The following is a 16,590-nucleotide window of genomic DNA, read 5'->3' as shown; positions in this document are numbered from 1 at the left end:
CGATCAGGATCAGGTCGGGTGGCCAAGTTCGCTGCAGCTTCGCAGCATCTCGTCCGCCCCTGGATCGCTGGCCACGATCGCGAACAGGTCGTTCTCGTTCGCCATCGCCGACTTCTTCTTGGATTCCAGCACCAGCACCGACTGCACCGACTGGTGGTCGCATTTGCGGTAATGCTGAGGGCCCTTGGTCAGATCGTATTGCAGTCCCTCCAGCGCCGCGACGACCTTATCGGTCTCGGTGCCGCCGGCTGCCTGCATCGCCTGCAACAGCGAGCCGACGCCGGAGTAGCCATAGGCGCCGTAGTCGGTCGGGATCGCACCGCCGTTGGCGGCCCGGAACGCCTTGTTGAACTCGGCCGCGGTCTTGTTCTGTGTCTCGAGACCCCAATAATAGTTGGCGCCGCCGACGACGCCCTCGAACACGTCGGGACCGACGGCGAGGCGCTGATTGTGCAGGATCACCGGCACCACGATCTTCATCTGCTGCTTGATGCCGAAATCGACCGCCTGCTTGATCGCATTGGCCTGGTCGCGACCGAAATTGCTGATGCACAGCACGTCCGGCCGCAGCGACATCAGGCGCGGCATGAAGGTCGAATAGTCGGCCGCACCGAACGGATGCAGGATCTCGCCGACGCTCTCGGCACCAATCGCGGTCTGCGCCCGCTTGAAGCCGCGCAGCATCTCATGGCCATAGGCATAGTCGGCCACGAGATGGGCGACCTTCATGCCCTTCTTGATGGTCTGGCGGGCCACGGCCGCTGTGGTCATGTGCGGGTTCAGCGCCTCGTGGAAGGTGTATTTGCTGAAATCCTTGGCTTCGTTGATGGTGTCGGACTGGCTGATCGAGACGTAGATCACGCCGCGCGCCCGCGTCACCTCGTTGACGGCGAGCTGGACGGCGCTGGAGAGCGCCCCGACGATGGCGTGGACCTTGTCCTTCTCGATCAGCTCGAGCGTCCGCGTCGCCGCTTCGCCGGCATTGAGCTTGTCGTCACGCACCAGGAGCTCGACCTTGCGGCCGGCGATCCCGCCCTTGTCGTTGACCAGCTTGACCGCAAGCTCGGCGCATTTGACCTGGTCGCGGGCCTCGGCTGCGAACGGGCCGGTCAGCGGCGTCGGAAAGCCGATGCGGATGGTGTCATCGGCGGCGCGTCCCAGGCGCGGCATCGCGAGCGTGGCGACACCTGCCGACATCCCCATCAGCGCCGTACGGCGGGATATTCCTGTGCGTCGCAGCCTCGTCTCGTAGTTTGGCATGATCTCCTCCCTCATTCGTATTTCTTAGAACCGGTTGAGCGCCTTGAGCACGCGCGCAGGCGTGATGGGAATGGTGTTGATGGAGGCGCCGAAGGGCATCAGCGCATCGTTGACCGCATTTAGCACACAGGCCGACGCGGCCGCGGTGCCGGCCTCGCCGCAGCCCTTTGCGCCGAGAATGGTGTCCGCCGTCGGCGTCTCGACGTGATCGATGGTAATGTCTGGCATCTCCAACGCCATCGGCACCAGATAGTCGGCCATCGACCCGTTGAGCAACTGGCCGGTCTCACCGTAACGGCACTCCTCGAACAGCGCAGCGCCAAGACCCTGCACGACACCACCGCGCAACTGCTCGTCGACCAGCATCGGGTTGATGATCCGGCCGCAATCCTCGACGACGTAGTGCTTCAGCAGCCTGATGAAGCCGGTCTCGACGTCGACTTCGAGGTAGCAGCCTTGAATGCCATTGGTGAAGGCAAAGGGATAGCCCTGGGGCGCGAAATGATGACTGACGGTCAGTTGCGCCTGAGTGCCCGGTGGCAAGGTGTCGGACCGGAAATAGGCGATGCGCGCGATCTCGGCGACCGGCAGACGCGTCTGCCCCGTCGCGACACTGACGATCTGGCCGTCGACGACGTCGAGCGCGGCGGGCTGCTCCTGCAGCACCAGCGCGGCAATCTCCAGAATGTTCGCCTTGAGCTTTCGCGCGGCCTGCAGTGCCGTCTCGCCACCGATGCCCGCGCCGCGGCAGGCCCAGGTCGCACCACCATGCGGCGTGACCTCGGTATCGCCGGTGATGATCTTGACGTGCTCCTGGGCGAGGCCGAGCTGGTCGGCGACGATCTGGCTGATGATCGCCTCGGTGCCCTGTCCCTGCTCGGTCACGGAGATCGCACAGCGCACCTCGCCCGACGGCGTCAGGCTGACGGTCGCGCCATCCTGCGAGGAGATGCGCGCGCCGCCGACGCCGTAGAACGCCGGGCTCGGGTTGGTGATCTCGACGAAGGTCGCAATGCCGATGCCGCGATAGATGCCGCGCCGATGCAGCTCGGTCTGCTCGGCGCGCAGCGCGTCGTAGTCCATGATCTCGCGCAGCCGCCGCAGGCAGACCTCGTGCGACAGCGCCTCGAACCTGTAGCCGCTCGGCGAGGCCGTCGGATAGGCATTGTCGGCGATCACGTTCCTGGCGCGCATGCAAAACGGGTCGATCCCGACGCGGCTTGCGGCGAGATCCACCATGCGCTCGGTGACCGCGCAGGCGATGGGATGTCCGACCGCGCGATACTGGCTGGTCTGCACCTTGTTCTGGAACACGACCTCGAGCGCGGCACGATAGGACTTGAAGTCATACGGCGCACCGATCAGGCGGATGACCTGATTGCCTTCGACGACGCTGGTGCGCGGATAGGTCGAGAACGCGCCGATCGCCGTGGCATCGTGGACGTCCATGGCAAGGATCTTGCCCTCGGCGTCGACGGCCATGCGCGCGCGGACATGGTGATCGCGGGCATGAATATCCGACACGAAGGACTCGATGCGGTCGGCGACGTATTTGACCGGGCGCCCGAGCAGGATCGACAGCCCGACAACCGCCATGTCCTCGTGGTAGACATGCAGCTTCATGCCGAACGAGCCGCCGATATCGGGCGCGATCACGCGCACGCCGGCTTCCGGGATGCCGTAGTGGCGAGCGTACAGATCCTGGAACTGGTAGGGCGTCTGCGTGGCGTGGTGCACCGTCAGCGCGCCGCTCTCGGGATCATAGTCCGCGACGATGGCCCGCGGCTCCAGCGTGACCGGGGTATGACGGCCGAAGCTGAATTCTTCCTCGATCACATGCGCGGCCGACGCGAAGGCCTCATCGACGCTGCCGCTGTCGAGCTGCGTGCGGAAACAGATGTTGGACGCCGCAACCGGATTGACCAGCGGCATCCCCGGCCGGCGCGCGGCGTCGAGATCGACCACCGCCGGCAGCTCCTCGTAGTCGACCGAGATCAGCTCCAGCGCATCCTCCGCAATCGCCCTGCTCTCGGCGACGACGGCAATCACGGCCTGCCCGGCCCAGACGACGCGATCCACCGGCAACGGCAGCTGCGGCTCGGACGTCATGCCCTTGAAATGATCGAGCGTCCCGGTCCACGGCGTGCAGATCTTCGCAAGATCAGCGCCGGTCGCGACCAGATGCACGCCCGAAAGCGCCCGCGCTGCATCGACCTCGATGCGGGTGATCCGTGCATGAGCATACGGGCTGCGCAGGAAGGCTGCGTACAGCATGCGCGGCAGGCGAAGGTCGGTCACGTAGCGCCCGCGTCCGGCGAGCAGCCGCTTCGCATTCGGTCGCGGCACGGAGCGGCCGATATAGGAATTCGGACGGTCCAGCGAGGTCAGCGGCGCGCTCATCGCGACGAGCCCTCCGCGTCCTGCGATGCCGTTGCCGACCGCGCCGCAGCCACCGCGGCGATGGCGTCGACGATCGCTTCATATCCGGTGCAGCGGCAGAAATTCCCCGAAAGCGCGTCGCGGATGGTCTCGCGACTCGGCCGTGCAGCACGGGTCAGCAGCTCATGAGCGGTGATCAGCATGCCCGGCGTGCAGAACCCGCATTGCAGCGCATTGCGCCGATGAAACTCGGCCTGCAGGTCGGCGATCACGCCGCTCTCCGAGAGCCCCTCGATCGTATCGATCCGCGCGCCATCGGCCTGCACGGCAAACATCAGGCAGCCATGCACAGCTGCGCCGTCGAGCTGAACCAGGCAGGCGCCGCAGGCGCCCATTTCGCAACCGGCATGCGTGCCGGTCAATTCGAGCTGCTGGCGAAGACAATCCACCAGCGTGTCGCGAGGCGCGACGTCACAAGCCACCTTGCGGCCGTTGACGATGAGGCGAATGCGGACCTGCTCGTCGTCCTCGATGTCGACCAGCGCGCTCATGCGGCATCTCCGATCCGTCCCAGCAGCCGGCCGAGCAGAACGCGTGCGAGATGCAGGCGCATCGCCGCCGGAACATCGTCGCTGTCAGCAGGCGCGAGATCGTCATCAAGCGCAGCCTGGGCAGCCGCAATCCGTCCGGCATCGATCCGGCCGCCCGTCAGCGCTTCCTCCGCATGTCTCGCACGGGTCGGGACATTGCCGACCGAGAAGAACGCAATGCGGATGCGCTCGATCAGATCGCTCTGACAGGTCGCGAGCAGGCCGCAACCGACCAATGCATAGTCGCCGCGCCGGCGGGCCAGTTCATCGAACGCAATGCGCTGGCCGGCTTTGAAGAGAGGAACATGAACTGCGACGAGGATCTCGCCAGACGCGATCGCCGTCTCAAAAAGGTCGGTGAAGAAGTCATCGGCTTCGACGCGGCGCCGGCCGGACGTGCCGGCAATCTCGATCTCGGCGTCGAGCGCCAGCACCATCGCCGGAAATTCGGAGGCCGGGTCCGCCAGCGCGACACTGCCGCCCAAGGTCCCGCGATTGCGGATGGCAGGGTGCGCAACGAACGGCGCTGCGGCGCGCAACAGCGGCGCAAACTCGGCGATCAGCGGATCGGTCAGCATCTCGCAGTGCCGGGTCAAGGCGCCGATCCGCAACCACTCGCCGTCCCGCGTGACGCCGCGCAGCTCTGCAATGTGATTGATATCGATCAGAATACGCGGCGCCTGAAGACGCAACGCCAGCGCCGGAACCAGACTCTGGCCACCGGCAATGAAGCGTGCATCGTCGCCGGCGCCCGCATGAGCTTCGAGCGCCTCGCCGATCGTGTGTGCACGAAAATAGCTGAAAGCCCTCGCTTTCATCCGTTCCTCGCCGCCAGGGCTCGCCAGCCCGGAGTCCCAGATTTGTGACCATCTGGTCTTAAAAGAGTTGCACGCGGCGGCAGCGCGGTCAACCAGAAACGAACGATTGGTCACAAATCAGCTTTCGGGTATCAAGCAGGCTGTCGCCGCAATCGATGAGACCATGGCTAAGACCTCGAAGACAGCGAACGCTGAGACAAACGGCCGCGTTGGTGGAGGCCAGCGGAGAACCGACGGCCGTCCTCGCGCGAGGCGCCGCAATATGCGCGCCGCCGACCGCGAGCGCGTGATCGTGGATGAAGCCATCCGCTTTTTCGCCGAGCGCGGCTTCGAAGGCCAGACGCGGGAGCTCGCGAAGCGCATGGGTATCGCGCATTCGGTGATCTACCGGCACTTCCCCAGCAAGGAAGCCCTCATCGAGCGCGTCTATCAGGAGGTCTATCTGAGCCGCTGGTCGCAGGATTGGGGCCCGCTGATCCGCGATCGCAGCCATCCGCTGAAGGCACGGCTAACCGGCTTCTATCTCGACTATGTGGCGCGCGTGTTCGAATATAATTGGGTGCGGATCTTCGTGTTCTCGGGCATGAAGTCGTTCGGCATCACCGGTCGCTATCTCGACCTCGTCCGACGCGAGATCATCGAGCCTGCCGCGATCGAGCTGCGGCATGAATTGCAGCTCCCAGACGCCGCCACCTGCCCTCTCGGCAGCCGCGAGACGGAGATGTTCTGGGGACTGCACGGACGCATCTTCTATCTCGCGATCCGAAAGTTCATCTACGAGACACCCGTTCCATCCGACCTCGAGCAAACCGTGCGTGATGCGATCGACCTCTTCATGGACGGCGCCAGACTGGCGCTCCCGCGGCTCGTGCACGACGATCAGGCCGGAACAGCACGATGATCCGGCCCGTCGTCGGCGGCGATCTTGAGCAGGCTCTCCGAGGATACTGCACATGCCTGCCGGCTGCGGCCCTCACGCCGTTCGGCTACGCCCACCATTGCGGCTGATCTTCGCAGCGACGAGATAGGATAGCGGCATGGCGACGACGAATCCGACCAACGCCGCCAACGGGAGGTCCTTCATCGGGCTCGCAACCAGCCCCTGCACCGTCAACAATGCCGTAACCGCACTGCCTGCAAGCACGGTGCCCAGCATGACCCAGATGAGAATTGCGACCTTGAACATCTGTCTTTCTCCGCCAGTAGGAAAGCTTTCGATCCCTTGACGCGAGAATGCTCTGCTTGCGACTTCGAGCCGGCATTGATTTGGAACAACCGGACTCAGCAATCGAGGGAGGAGCGACTGCTCCTCCCTCGATCAGTCCCGATAAGCCCACGGAATGCCGCGGACGCCTCATGATCGGCGATCGAACGACACTGCTCTATCGTGTCGCTGGAACGAAGTGATCTCGCTTGCTGACCGAAGTACCAGTCGCCGGATCCGTGATCTTGATCTCGATGTCCACCGGCGCGGAGGGAAGGTCGGCTCCCTTGGCCTCGATCGACATGCGGATCTCGCGGGTCTGGTCCTGGCCGACATCGATCACCATGCGACCGTCCTGCTCGCGCGTCTCGCCGGCCACCGTCACCTTGGCGTTCGGAAGCCCCACGACGTCCAGCACGAAGTCGCGCGCGCCGCGCTTGTTGAGCAGACGGACTGTGTAGTCGTTACGGACGCCGCCATCCGACAACTGCACGAACAGCGGGTTACGTTCATGCAGCACGTTGATGCCCATCGTGCCGCGCGTCGCCAGCGAGTACAGCATGATCCCGCCGACGATCGCGATGAAGCTCGCATAGATGACCGTGCGCGGCCGGATGATCCGGTAGATCTCGGGCTTACCTTCCTTGCGGCGCTGCACGTTGATGTCGGTGTCGTAACCGATCAGGCCGGTCGGACGGCCGATCTGGGTCATCACGCTGTCGCAGGCGTCGATGCAAAGGCTGCACTGGATGCAGCCGAGCTGGATGCCGTGGCGGATGTCGACGCCGGTCGGGCAGACGTTGACGCATTGGTGGCAGTCGATGCAGTCGCCGGCGGGAGCGCCCTGCAGCCGTGCGGCTTCCGCCTTCTTGACCGACATGCGCGGCTCGCCGCGGTCGCCCTTGTAGGTGACGTTGAGCGCCCATTCGTCGGTCAGCGCGGCCTGGATGCGCGGCCACGGGCACATGTAGATGCAGACCTGCTCGCGGGCGTGGCCGGCGAACACGTAGGTCGTCGCCGTCAGGATGCCGATCCAGAGATAGGCGATGAACGGCGCCTGGAAGGTGGCCAGATCCTTCACCAGCGTAGGCGCATCGTCGAAATACAGCACCCAGGCGCCGCCGGTCCACCAGCCGATCATGATCCAGAGGAAGTGCTTGAGCGCGGCCTGGCGAATATGGGTGAAGGTCCAGCCGCGCTTGTCGCTGAGGATGCGCTCACGGCGATCGCCCTCCACCCAGCGTTCGACGGCGTAGAACAGGTCGGTCCATACCGTCTGCGGACAGAGGTAGCCGCACCACAGCCGGCCGGCCACTGCATTCATCAGGAACAGGGCGACCGCCGCGATGATCAACAGCCCCGTGAAGTAGTAGACCTCCTGCGGCCACAACTCGATGAAGAAGAAGTAGAACCGGCGATGCGGGAAGTCGACCAGCACCGCCTGGTTCGGCATGCCGGGACCGCGATCCCAGCGGACGAAGGGCAGCAGGTAGTAGATGCCGAGCGTGATGCACAGGATCGTCCACTTGATGCGCCGGAAGCGGCCGTGCACGGCCGCCGGATAGACCTTTTCGCGCGCCTTGTAGAGCGGCCCGACGATGTAGGTTTCGTCCGAGTCAGCCATGATATCCTCGCTTCATCTTGCCGTCCTTCCGACCGATTCAGGAGAACGCGTTGCCGCTCTTGAGCCCCAGCTTCTTGAAGACGATCGCTGCCGGACAGAAGCCCGTGAACGAGGCCTGGATCATGTTCACGCCAGCAAAGGCCGCCAGCAAGAACCAATAGGGACTGACGTACCAGCCCAGGGCCAGACTGAGCAGGACGACGATCCCTGCGAAGGTGAGAACTGCTTTGTCGACGTTCATGACATACTCCCTCATGGTTGCATTTGAGCGTAATCAAGCAAGTGCCGGTCCGGCCGTATGGCTATTGCCGCAGGCCGGACAGTGTCCAGGCGACGATTCGTTGCGAGTCCATCGCACCCGAAATCCGCGCCAGCTCCCGACCCTGCTGCAGCAGCAGCATGGTCGGAATTCCGGAGATGCCGAGCCGTGCCGAAACTTCCGGCGCCTCGTCCGAGTTCAGCTTAAGGAGTTGCACACGCGGCTCCAGCTCCTGGGCCGCACGCGCGAACATTGGCGCCATCGCACGGCATGGGCCGCACCACGGCGCCCAGACGTCGACGAGCAGCGGCAAACTGCTATGCGCGACATGTCGCTCGAACGCGGGCTGGTCGACCTCGATCGGATGGCCGCTGAACAGCGGCGTATGACACTTGCCGCATTTCCCCTGCGCCGGCGCCCGGTCCGCGGGCAGACGGTTGATCTGCCCGCAATGGCCGCACACGATCTGCAAGCCGTTGCTCATGTCCCGGTCCTGACTTCCTTGATCTTGGCGATGTTGAGCCGGTCGAGCAGGAACTTCTCGTAGAACGGCTCGGGCGTCCCGCGCCTCATCTTGCGCAGGAAGTACTTCTCGAAGGCGACCTTGGCGTAGTGCACCCACTCCCCCTTCGACGACCAGTTGACGTTGCGCGGCGGGATCTGCGGCTGAGCCAGGAAGGCGACGCCGGAATCGCCGAAATCGGCAAGACAGATCGCGTTCCAGGTCGGCTCGGCTTTTGGCTCCTCGCCGCGCAGCAGCGCCCCGATGTTCAAGGCCGTCGCCGTCACCATCGATTCGATCATGAAACCCGTCTTGGGCACCCCGACCGGCACCGGCGTCGGCCCGATCGGCGGGATCGCAACGCAGACGCCGATGGCAAACACGTTGGGGAAGGTCGGATTGCGCTGATGCTTGTCGACGACGACAAAGCCGCGCGGATTGGTCAGCTTGTCGATGCCTCTGACGGCGCCGACGCCGCGGAATGCCGGCAGCATCATCGAATAGGCGAACGGCAGCTCATGCGTCTTGCGGACGGAGCCGTCGTCGGCGATCTCCTCCACGAACATGCGGCCGTCCTCGACCTTGGTGACGCGCGCGCTGGTGATCCACTTGATGTGCTTCTCGCGCATCTCGCTCTCCAGCAAGCCTTTGGTGTCACCAACACCGTCGAGGCCGAGATGACCGATATAGGGTTCGGATGTCACGAAGGTCATCGGCACCTGGTCGCGCAGCTTGCGGCGGCGCAGCTCTGTCTCCAGGATGAACAGGAATTCGTAGGCCGGTCCGAAGCAGGATGCGCCCTGCACCGCGCCGACGATCACCGGGCCAGGCTTCTCGGCCAGCCTGTCGAATGCCGCCTTGGCATGGGCGGCGTGGTCGACATGGCACACGGACTGCGTATGTCCATCCGGTCCGAGCCCTGGAATCTCATCGAAGGCGAGCTCGGGACCGGTCGCGACGACGAGATAGTCGTAAGCCACCATGGCGCCGTCCGTGAGCTCGACCTGGTTCTCGGCGGCGTGCACCCTCTTGGCGCCCTGCGTCAACAGCCGGATGCCCTTGCGCTGCATGACGTCGACCAGATCGATCTCGATCTCGTCGCGCTTACGCCAACCGACGGCGACCCATGGGTTGGACGGCACGAAATGATAGGAGGACCCCTGCGAGATGACGGTCACGCGATCCTCCTTTCTCAGCTGGGGCAACAATTCATAAGCCATCAGGGAGCCGCTCAGCCCCGCTCCGATCACGACAACATCCGCCATTGGGTCCTCCATCGCCTTGCTTCGTTATTGTTTCGCCCAGCCGCGACCTCACGAGCTGGCCTTGACTATATATTCGAATATCTGTATATACGCAACTATGAAATTTAATGCTGACATCATGGAAGCGGCGGCCGACCAGGCCAGTGACCTCTTGAAGGCGCTGTCGAACCGGCACCGGCTCCTGATCATCTGCCAGCTGGTCGACAACGAACGGTCTGTCGGCGAGCTTGCTGCATTCCTCGGCCTGCGTGACTCGACCGTCTCGCAGCACCTCGCACTGCTGCGCAAGGACGGCCTGGTCACCGCGCGGCGCGAGGGGCAGACGATCTACTATTCGATCACCAGCGAGCCGGCTCGCGAGGTCCTGAAGACCCTCTATCAGGTCTATTGCGCAACGCGGCCGCCGAAACCTGCGCCGAGACTATGACGGCGCGATCCCGCCGACTTGACTAGCATCAAGTGGGAACCCGCATCCCGGTGGGATTTATGTACCACCCACGGATGTTTCGCCTTACCCAATTTAGGTCAATAGAAGAGACAGGAATAGGCTGATGCGCAGATTATCGGTCCTGAGCTTGGTCGCCGCGATGGCGTGGCAGGCGGTGCCGGCCCTTGCGGAGACGCTGACGGTGGCGCCACGGCAGGTCGCCGACGAGAAGGCGGTGTTCGCGACGGTGGAGAGCATCAGCGTGGTCCCTGCCCGCGGCCGCATCGGCGGCACCATCGTGCAGCTTTCGGTGCGCGAAGGCGACCCGGTCAAGCGCGGCCAGCCCATCGCCTTGATCGGCGATGAAAAGCTGGCCCTGCAGATCAAATCGCTCGACGCCCAGATCGAAGCGCTGCAGGCGCAAGCCAACCAGGCGCAGATCGACTTCACACGCACCGAGGGCCTCGTCGAGCGCGGCACCCTGCCCCGCATCAAGCTCGACGAGACGCGCACGGCGCTCAACGTCGCCGAGAACGGGCTGCGGGCCAAGACCGCCGAGCGTGCCGTGGTCAACCAGCAGATGAGCGAAGGCCAAGTGCTGGCGCCCGACGACGGCCGCGTGCTGAAAAAGCTCGTTGCCGTCGGATCGGTCGTTCTGCCGGGCGATCCCGTGGTGACCGTGGCGCAGCAGAACTTCAAGCTGCGACTGCGCGTGCCCGAGCGGCACGCTCTCTTTCTCAAGGCGGGCGACAGGGTGCGGGTCGACGGCGCCGAGTTCGGTGACAGCGCCGACAAATGGGGTGTGATCGACCTGGTCTATCCGCAGATCGAGGAAGGCCGTGTCGTGGCCGACGCGATCGTCTCCGGTCTCGGCCAGTATTTCGTCGGCGACCGGCTCCGGGTCTGGATCTCCGGCGGCCAACGCGATGCCTACGTGATCCCGCAGCGCTACGTCACAACACGGTTCGGCATCGATTATGTCCAGTTGCAGCAAGGGACGCAGAAGGTGAGCGTTCCGGTGCAGCGCGGCCGCGCTCTGCCGAGCGCCGATCTCCCCGATGGACTTGAAATCCTGTCCGGCCTGCGCGCTGGCGACCAGTTGGTGCAGCCGTGAAACTCGGACTCTCAGGCAAGCTTACCCAGGCGACCATCGCCTCGCCGCTGACGCCGCTGTTTCTGCTCGCGGCGCTCGTGGTCGGCCTCATCGCCGTCGTCGTGATCCCGCGCGAGGAAGAGCCGCAGATCAGCGTGCCGATGGTCGACATCCGTGTCAACGCCGACGGCCTGCGTGCGCCTGACGGCGTCGAGCTCGTGACCAAGCCGCTGGAGACCATTGTCAAAGCGATCGATGGCGTCGAGCACGTCTACAGCCAGACCGAGGACGACCGTGTCATGGTCACCGCGCGGTTCCTGGTGGGGACCAAGTTCGAGGACGCAATCCTGCGCGTCCACGAGAAGCTACGCGCCAACCTCGACCGCATCCCCGTCGGCATTCCCGAGCCGCTGATCGTCGGCCGCGGCATCAACGACGTCGCCGTCACTGTGCTGACACTGTCGCCGAAGCCTGAAGCCGCCGGGCGCTGGTCCGACAAGGACCTCTACGAGCTCGCCGACAAGCTGCGGGCGGAGCTGACCAAGGTCGACAATATCGGCCTGACCTATATCTCCGGCGGCGGTGCCCAGCAGATCCGGGTCGAGCCCGATCCGGAAAAACTGTCGCTGTTCGGCGTGACCCTGCAGCAGCTCGTCGCCAAGGTGAAGGACGCGAACCGATCGTTCCTGGCCGGAGACGTTCGCGACGGCGGCATCGTGCGCAATGTCGCCGCGGGCCAGACGCTCACGGGCATCCCGGACATCGGCCTGCTGCTGATCTCGACGCGCGACGGTCGTCCCGTCTATGTGCGCGACGTCGCCACCGTCGTCATCGGCCCCAACCTCGCAGAGCATCGCGTCTGGGATGACGCCCGCAACGACAAGGGCGATTGGCACCGGGTGCCGGCGGTGAGCCTCGCGCTCGCCAAGCGCGCCGGCGCCAATGCCGTGGTGGTGTCTCACGACATCGCGCAGCGCCTCGAAGGGCTGAAGGCCAGTCTCATTCCGAGCGACGTCGCAGTCACGGTGACGCGCGACTACGGCGAGACCGCCAACGAGAAGGCCAACGAGCTACTGTTCCATCTCGGCCTCGCCACGATCTCGATCGTCGTGCTGATTGCGGTCGCCATCGGCTGGCGCGAGGCCCTCGTGACCTTCGTGGTGATTCCGACCACGATCCTGCTGACGATGTTCGCCGCCAATCTGATGGGCTACACGATCAACCGTGTCAGCCTGTTTGCCCTGATCTTCTCGATCGGCATCCTGGTCGACGACGCCATCGTCGTGGTCGAGAACATCGCCCGCCACTGGGGCATGCATGACGGCCGGCCGCGCCTGCAGGCCACCATCGAGGCCGTCGCCGAAGTCGGCAACCCCACCGTTGTCGCGACCTTGACCGTGGTCGCCGCCCTGTTGCCGATGCTGTTCGTGTCGGGACTGATGGGCCCCTACATGGCGCCGATCCCGGCCAACGCCTCGGCGGCGATGCTGTTCTCGTTCTTCGTCGCCATGGTGGTGGCGCCGTGGCTGATGCTGCGGCTGGCGCCGAAGTCGACCAGCGCCTCGGCAGGCTCTCATGACGCGCATGGCGAAGGCCGTCTCGGACGCATCTACCGAAGCGTCGCGCGCCCGATCGTCGCCAGCAAGCGCTCCGCCTGGATCTTCCTGCTCGGCGTCGGTATCGCCACCTTGCTGTCGATGACGCTGTTCGCCACCAAGTCCGTCACCGTCAAGCTGCTGCCGTTCGACAACAAGTCGGAGATCGCCGTGATGGTCGATCTGCCCGAAGGCGCGAGCCTGGAGGATACCGAGCGCACGCTGTTCGCGGCCGCCGACATCGCGCATGGGCTGCCGGAGATCACGACCGTGCAGAGCTATGCCGGCACGGCGGCGCCGTTCAACTTCAACGGTCTCGTGAGGCACTACTATCTGCGGGAGCGGCCCGAGCTCGGCGAGCTCCAGGTCAATCTCGCCGCGCGCGGCGACCGCAAGCGCGCGAGCCACGACATCGCGCTCGAGCTGCGCCAGCGGCTGAAGAGCATCCCTGTGCCGGCCGGCACCAGCATCAAGGTGGTCGAAGTGCCGCCCGGGCCTCCGGTGCTCGCCACCCTGCTGGCGGAAATCTACGGTCCGGACGCGGCGACTCGGCGCGCCGTCACCACCGAACTCAAGAAGGTCTTCGCCGACGTTCCCTTCATCGTCGACATCGACGATTCCATCGGTCAGCGACGACCGCGGCTGCGACTGTCGATCGACCAGGACAGTCTCGAGTTCTTCGGTGTCGAGCAGCGAGACGTCTACGACACGATCCAGACGCTGTTCGGCGGCGCCTCGGTCGGCTACTCGCATCGCGGCGAAGACCGCAATCCGATCGAGATCGCCGTGCGTCTGCCGAAGCACGACAAGAGCTGGAGCCAGGCCCTGGCATCGACGCCGGTGCCCGCCAACACGGTGCCTGGCAGCAAGACCGTCGTCGAACTCGGCCAGGTCGTGAAGGCCACCATGGAAGAGGGGTCGCCGACGATCTTCCGCCGTGACGGCCGCTTTGCCGACATGGTGATGGCCGAACTCGCCGGCCGCTTCGAGGCTCCGCTCTACGGCATGCTCGCGGTCGCCGACCGGATCGACGCCCATGACTGGGGCAAGCTGCCGAAGCCCGTGATCGGCTTCCACGGCCAGCCCAAGGACGAGTCCCGTCCGACGCTGCTGTGGGATGGCGAATGGGAGATCACCTACGTGACCTTCCGCGACATGGGCGCCGCATTCGGCGCCGCCATCCTCGGCATCTACGTTCTGGTCGTGGCGCAGTTCAAGAGCTTCCGGCTGCCGCTCGTGATCCTCACGCCGATCCCGCTGACCCTGATCGGCATCCTGCTCGGCCACTGGTTGCTGGGCGCGCCGTTCACGGCGACGTCGATGATCGGCTTCATCGCGCTGGCCGGCATCATCGTCCGCAACTCGATCCTGCTGGTCGACTTCATCCGCCACAGCGGCGGCGAGGGCAAGACGTTGCGCGACGTCGTGCTGGAGGCCGGCGCCGTGCGCTTCAAGCCGATCCTGCTGACGGCGCTCGCGGCGATGATCGGTGCGGCGACGATCCTGCTCGACCCGATCTTCCAGGGGCTGGCGATCTCGCTGCTGTTCGGCCTGGCCTCATCCACCCTGCTCACCGTGCTCGTGATCCCCGCGATCTACATCGCGCTGCGCGAGCCCGGCAAACCCACCACGAAGATGTCCTAGGAGATGATGATGGACAAGAACTACCCCGAGCTCTGCAAGGACATTTCCGGCAATCTGCGAACGCTGCGCAAGGACATCCCTGAGGTCATGCAGGGCTTCTCTGCACTGGCTCAGGCCGCGAGTCGCGACGGCGCCCTCGACAAGAAGACCAAGGAGCTGATCGCGCTGGCGATCGGCGTTGCCGTCCGCTGCGACGGCTGCATCGGCTTCCATGCCGACGCGCTTGTGCGTCTCGGCGCGACCCGCCAGGAGGTCGAGGAAACGCTCGGCATGGCCATCTACATGGGCGGCGGACCGTCGCTCATGTATGCCGCCGATGCGATCGCGGCCTTCGAACAGTTCCAGGAACAAGCGACAGCCGCCGCCTGACGCGGCATCAGCCGCAGATGTCGAGAATCGCCAGCATGTAGATGCGGATCATGTCGAGATAGTCGGGAATGTCGACGCGCTCGTCAGGCATCGTGTTGTAGCGGCCGCCCGGCCCGCAGACGATGCCCTCCATGCCGCCATAGGTATAAAGATGGCCAGCATCGGTGCCATAGAAGCAGCTGGGCGCCACCGGGCCCGTCGGCTGGGCGGCGCCGCGCACGACGCGATACGCATTGTTGACGGCACGGACGATCGCGCTCTCGGGCGCGACCTCGAACGGCGGCATGGTCGGTACGCCGGCGCGATCCTCCGACATCAGATGAGCCTTCAGGCCGGGAAAACGCGCCTCCAGCGCATCGAGCTCGCGCCGCATGTCCGCCAGCGCGCCTTGCTCGGTCTGCCCTGGTGCATAACGGCCGGAACCCTTGATGCGGACGAAATCCGCGACCTGCGGCGTCCGCCACTCGTGCAGCTCGCGACCGAGCGCGCCGTGCACGACGCCGACATGAACGCGGTTGATAGCCTCATGTGCCGGCGAACGCGCGCCGGAGAATCGCATCGCATTGAGACGCGGAATGAGATCGCAGGCGGCAGTGATGGCGTCAACCGCCTCCTCCCGCTTCGACAGATGCCGCGTGTTGCCGACGAGCTCGATGATGAACATGAATGCCGCGGCATGCATCGTCATCGCCTTGAGGTCGGTTGGCTCAGAATTGATGAAATAGTCCGCGCGCAGCCCCTGCTTCAGCAACGAGTAGGTGCCGACCCCACCCTGCAGCTCGCCGACCACATAGGTCAGGATGACGTCGCCCCTCAGCTTGACGCCGGCCTCGATCAGCGTCTTGACCGCACAGAAATAGGCGGCGTCGCCGGCCTTCATGTTTGACACGCCGATTCCGTAGACGAAGTCGTCGTCCACCTTCCCTGCCCAGGGGTCGACGGTCCAGCCTTCCGTCACCGGATTGGTATCGACATGGCCGTTGAACAGCAGACTCTTGCCGCCGCCGGTGCCGTTCCAGCGGCCGACGGCGTTGACGCGGCCTTCGGCACCGAACGGCGCGACGGCCGCATCCAGGCCGATCTCGCTCATCTGCTCGGCCATGAACGTCGCGAGCTGCCTCTCGCCTTCGGTCTTCGAATAGCTCTTATGCTGTACCATGCGCGACAGCAGCGCGAGCGACTCCGGGACGTCGATACGGGCGAGCAATTCGTTGCGATTCATGAGTTGCAGTCCTTGCGGTCATCCGACAGGCGCAGGTGACGCCGCCATCAGTTCGCTTGTGTAGGGGTGAACGTCGTCCGCCTCGAACGCGTCCACCGCGCGGCTGTCGACAAGCCGGCCATGGCGCATCACGACGATGCGGTGCGCGATCTGCCTGATGAGGTTGAGATCGTGGGTGATGAAGAGATAGGCCGCGCCGGTCTCGGCGCGCAAAGCCAGCAGCAGCTCGATGATCTGGGCCTGGACGGAGACATCGAGAGGCGCCGTGATCTCGTCGCAGATCACCAGGCGCGGTCGCGCCGCAAAAGCACGCGCGATCGCGACGCGCTGCTTCTCGCC

At 64.9% G+C, this 16,590-nt stretch carries 15 protein-coding genes and 1 pseudogene; 5 read left to right on the top strand and 11 right to left on the bottom strand.

The genetic code is table 11. From position 1 onward, the window contains the following. Window positions 1–9 precede the first annotated feature (9 nt). Genes QX124_RS29950 through QX124_RS29935 form a run of 4 tightly spaced genes read right to left on the bottom strand, consistent with a single transcriptional unit; the run spans window position 10 to window position 5,047 of the window. Window positions 10–1,260 carry an ABC transporter substrate-binding protein gene (locus QX124_RS29950; protein ID WP_315780372.1) on the bottom strand — a complete coding sequence of 417 codons (1,251 nt, stop codon included), beginning with the start codon at window positions 1,258–1,260 and terminating at the stop codon, window positions 10–12. A gap of 24 nt (window positions 1,261–1,284) precedes the next feature. Continuing rightward, entirely contained in the window at window positions 1,285–3,660 is a 2,376-nt protein-coding gene (locus tag QX124_RS29945) for a xanthine dehydrogenase family protein molybdopterin-binding subunit (protein ID WP_315799100.1), read from the bottom strand. Further along, a complete protein-coding gene (locus QX124_RS29940) occupies window positions 3,657–4,190 on the bottom strand; it encodes a (2Fe-2S)-binding protein (protein WP_315799099.1) in 534 nt (177 codons plus the stop codon). Before QX124_RS29940 ends, QX124_RS29945 begins: the two co-directional genes overlap by 4 nt. Next, window positions 4,187–5,047 carry a xanthine dehydrogenase family protein subunit M gene (locus tag QX124_RS29935; RefSeq protein WP_315799135.1) on the bottom strand — a complete coding sequence of 287 codons (861 nt, stop codon included), beginning with the start codon at window positions 5,045–5,047 and terminating at the stop codon, window positions 4,187–4,189. Before QX124_RS29935 ends, QX124_RS29940 begins: the two co-directional genes overlap by 4 nt. A 262-nt stretch (window positions 5,048–5,309) precedes the next feature. On the opposite strand from QX124_RS29935, the gene QX124_RS29930 reads away from it, so the two are divergent. Next, the gene (locus QX124_RS29930; protein WP_315739308.1) at window positions 5,310–5,948 is read left to right on the top strand and encodes a TetR/AcrR family transcriptional regulator; all 639 of its coding nucleotides are present in this window, start codon (window positions 5,310–5,312) and stop codon (window positions 5,946–5,948) included. 72 nt (window positions 5,949–6,020) lie between these two features. On the opposite strand, the gene QX124_RS29925 is transcribed toward QX124_RS29930, so the two are convergent. From QX124_RS29925 to QX124_RS29905, 5 genes are all read right to left on the bottom strand, one after another. Beyond that, window positions 6,021–6,233, bottom strand: a complete 213-nt coding sequence (locus QX124_RS29925) for a hypothetical protein (RefSeq protein WP_315739307.1) — start codon at window positions 6,231–6,233, stop codon at window positions 6,021–6,023. Between the two features lie 196 nt (window positions 6,234–6,429). Further along, entirely contained in the window at window positions 6,430–7,875 is a 1,446-nt protein-coding gene (gene ccoG, locus QX124_RS29920; RefSeq protein WP_315770994.1) for a cytochrome c oxidase accessory protein CcoG, read from the bottom strand. Window positions 7,876–7,912: 37 nt separating this feature from the next. Beyond that, a complete protein-coding gene (locus QX124_RS29915) occupies window positions 7,913–8,116 on the bottom strand; it encodes a DUF2892 domain-containing protein (protein WP_315739305.1) in 204 nt (67 codons plus the stop codon). 61 nt (window positions 8,117–8,177) lie between these two features. Further along, window positions 8,178–8,618, bottom strand: a complete 441-nt coding sequence (gene trxC, locus QX124_RS29910) for a thioredoxin TrxC (RefSeq protein ID WP_315739304.1) — start codon at window positions 8,616–8,618, stop codon at window positions 8,178–8,180. Next, entirely contained in the window at window positions 8,615–9,901 is a 1,287-nt protein-coding gene (locus QX124_RS29905; RefSeq protein WP_315770992.1) for an FAD/NAD(P)-binding oxidoreductase, read from the bottom strand. The genes trxC and QX124_RS29905 overlap by 4 nt, the downstream gene beginning before the upstream one ends. 97 nt (window positions 9,902–9,998) lie before the next feature. Here QX124_RS29905 and QX124_RS29900 point away from each other — a divergent pair, with 97 nt between their 5' ends. The 4 genes from QX124_RS29900 (at window position 9,999) to QX124_RS29885 (ending at window position 15,029) form a co-directional block, all read left to right on the top strand. Continuing rightward, on the top strand, window positions 9,999–10,328 hold the full coding sequence (locus tag QX124_RS29900; protein ID WP_315739301.1) for a metalloregulator ArsR/SmtB family transcription factor: 330 nt from the start codon (window positions 9,999–10,001) through the stop codon (window positions 10,326–10,328). Between the two features lie 124 nt (window positions 10,329–10,452). After that, on the top strand, window positions 10,453–11,442 hold the full coding sequence (locus QX124_RS29895) for an efflux RND transporter periplasmic adaptor subunit (protein ID WP_315799098.1): 990 nt from the start codon (window positions 10,453–10,455) through the stop codon (window positions 11,440–11,442). Further along, complete coding sequence (locus QX124_RS29890; protein ID WP_315799097.1) at window positions 11,439–14,660, top strand: efflux RND transporter permease subunit; 3,222 nt, start codon at window positions 11,439–11,441, stop codon at window positions 14,658–14,660. The genes QX124_RS29895 and QX124_RS29890 overlap by 4 nt, the downstream gene beginning before the upstream one ends. Before the next feature lie 9 nt (window positions 14,661–14,669). Then, the gene (locus QX124_RS29885; RefSeq protein WP_315739298.1) at window positions 14,670–15,029 is read left to right on the top strand and encodes a carboxymuconolactone decarboxylase family protein; all 360 of its coding nucleotides are present in this window, start codon (window positions 14,670–14,672) and stop codon (window positions 15,027–15,029) included. A gap of 7 nt (window positions 15,030–15,036) precedes the next feature. Here QX124_RS29885 and QX124_RS29880 read toward each other — a convergent pair whose 3' ends face one another. Both QX124_RS29880 and QX124_RS29875 read right to left on the bottom strand, forming a co-directional pair. Continuing rightward, entirely contained in the window at window positions 15,037–16,251 is a 1,215-nt protein-coding gene (locus QX124_RS29880; RefSeq protein ID WP_315799096.1) for a M20 family metallopeptidase, read from the bottom strand. A gap of 18 nt (window positions 16,252–16,269) precedes the next feature. After that, window positions 16,270–16,590, bottom strand: a pseudogene (locus tag QX124_RS29875) (ABC transporter ATP-binding protein); the annotation flags it as partial.

This window comes from Bradyrhizobium sp. SZCCHNRI3043, assembly GCF_032377735.1.
Classification (GTDB): Bacteria; Pseudomonadota; Alphaproteobacteria; order Rhizobiales; family Xanthobacteraceae; genus Bradyrhizobium.
The sequence above is the reverse complement of the archived record's forward strand: the minus strand, read 5'-3'. Positions and strand labels throughout refer to the sequence as shown.

What these genes read in the sequence shown, in the direction of transcription:
- QX124_RS29915 (WP_315739305.1), bottom strand. Translation starts at nt 8,116, where the DNA reads ATGAACGTCGACAAAGCAGTTCTCACCTTCGCAGGGATCGTCGTCCTG.
- QX124_RS29945 (WP_315799100.1), bottom strand. Translation starts at nt 3,660, where the DNA reads ATGAGCGCGCCGCTGACCTCGCTGGACCGTCCGAATTCCTATATCGGC.
- QX124_RS29935 (WP_315799135.1), bottom strand. Translation starts at nt 5,047, where the DNA reads ATGAAAGCGAGGGCTTTCAGCTATTTTCGTGCACACACGATCGGCGAG.
- QX124_RS29950 (WP_315780372.1), bottom strand. Translation starts at nt 1,260, where the DNA reads ATGCCAAACTACGAGACGAGGCTGCGACGCACAGGAATATCCCGCCGT.
- QX124_RS29930 (WP_315739308.1), top strand. Translation starts at nt 5,310, where the DNA reads ATGCGCGCCGCCGACCGCGAGCGCGTGATCGTGGATGAAGCCATCCGC.
- ccoG (WP_315770994.1), bottom strand. Translation starts at nt 7,875, where the DNA reads ATGGCTGACTCGGACGAAACCTACATCGTCGGGCCGCTCTACAAGGCG.
- QX124_RS29925 (WP_315739307.1), bottom strand. Translation starts at nt 6,233, where the DNA reads ATGTTCAAGGTCGCAATTCTCATCTGGGTCATGCTGGGCACCGTGCTT.
- QX124_RS29880 (WP_315799096.1), bottom strand. Translation starts at nt 16,251, where the DNA reads ATGAATCGCAACGAATTGCTCGCCCGTATCGACGTCCCGGAGTCGCTC.
- trxC (WP_315739304.1), bottom strand. Translation starts at nt 8,618, where the DNA reads ATGAGCAACGGCTTGCAGATCGTGTGCGGCCATTGCGGGCAGATCAAC.
- QX124_RS29900 (WP_315739301.1), top strand. Translation starts at nt 9,999, where the DNA reads ATGAAATTTAATGCTGACATCATGGAAGCGGCGGCCGACCAGGCCAGT.
- QX124_RS29885 (WP_315739298.1), top strand. Translation starts at nt 14,670, where the DNA reads ATGGACAAGAACTACCCCGAGCTCTGCAAGGACATTTCCGGCAATCTG.
- QX124_RS29905 (WP_315770992.1), bottom strand. Translation starts at nt 9,901, where the DNA reads ATGGCGGATGTTGTCGTGATCGGAGCGGGGCTGAGCGGCTCCCTGATG.
- QX124_RS29940 (WP_315799099.1), bottom strand. Translation starts at nt 4,190, where the DNA reads ATGAGCGCGCTGGTCGACATCGAGGACGACGAGCAGGTCCGCATTCGC.
- QX124_RS29895 (WP_315799098.1), top strand. Translation starts at nt 10,453, where the DNA reads ATGCGCAGATTATCGGTCCTGAGCTTGGTCGCCGCGATGGCGTGGCAG.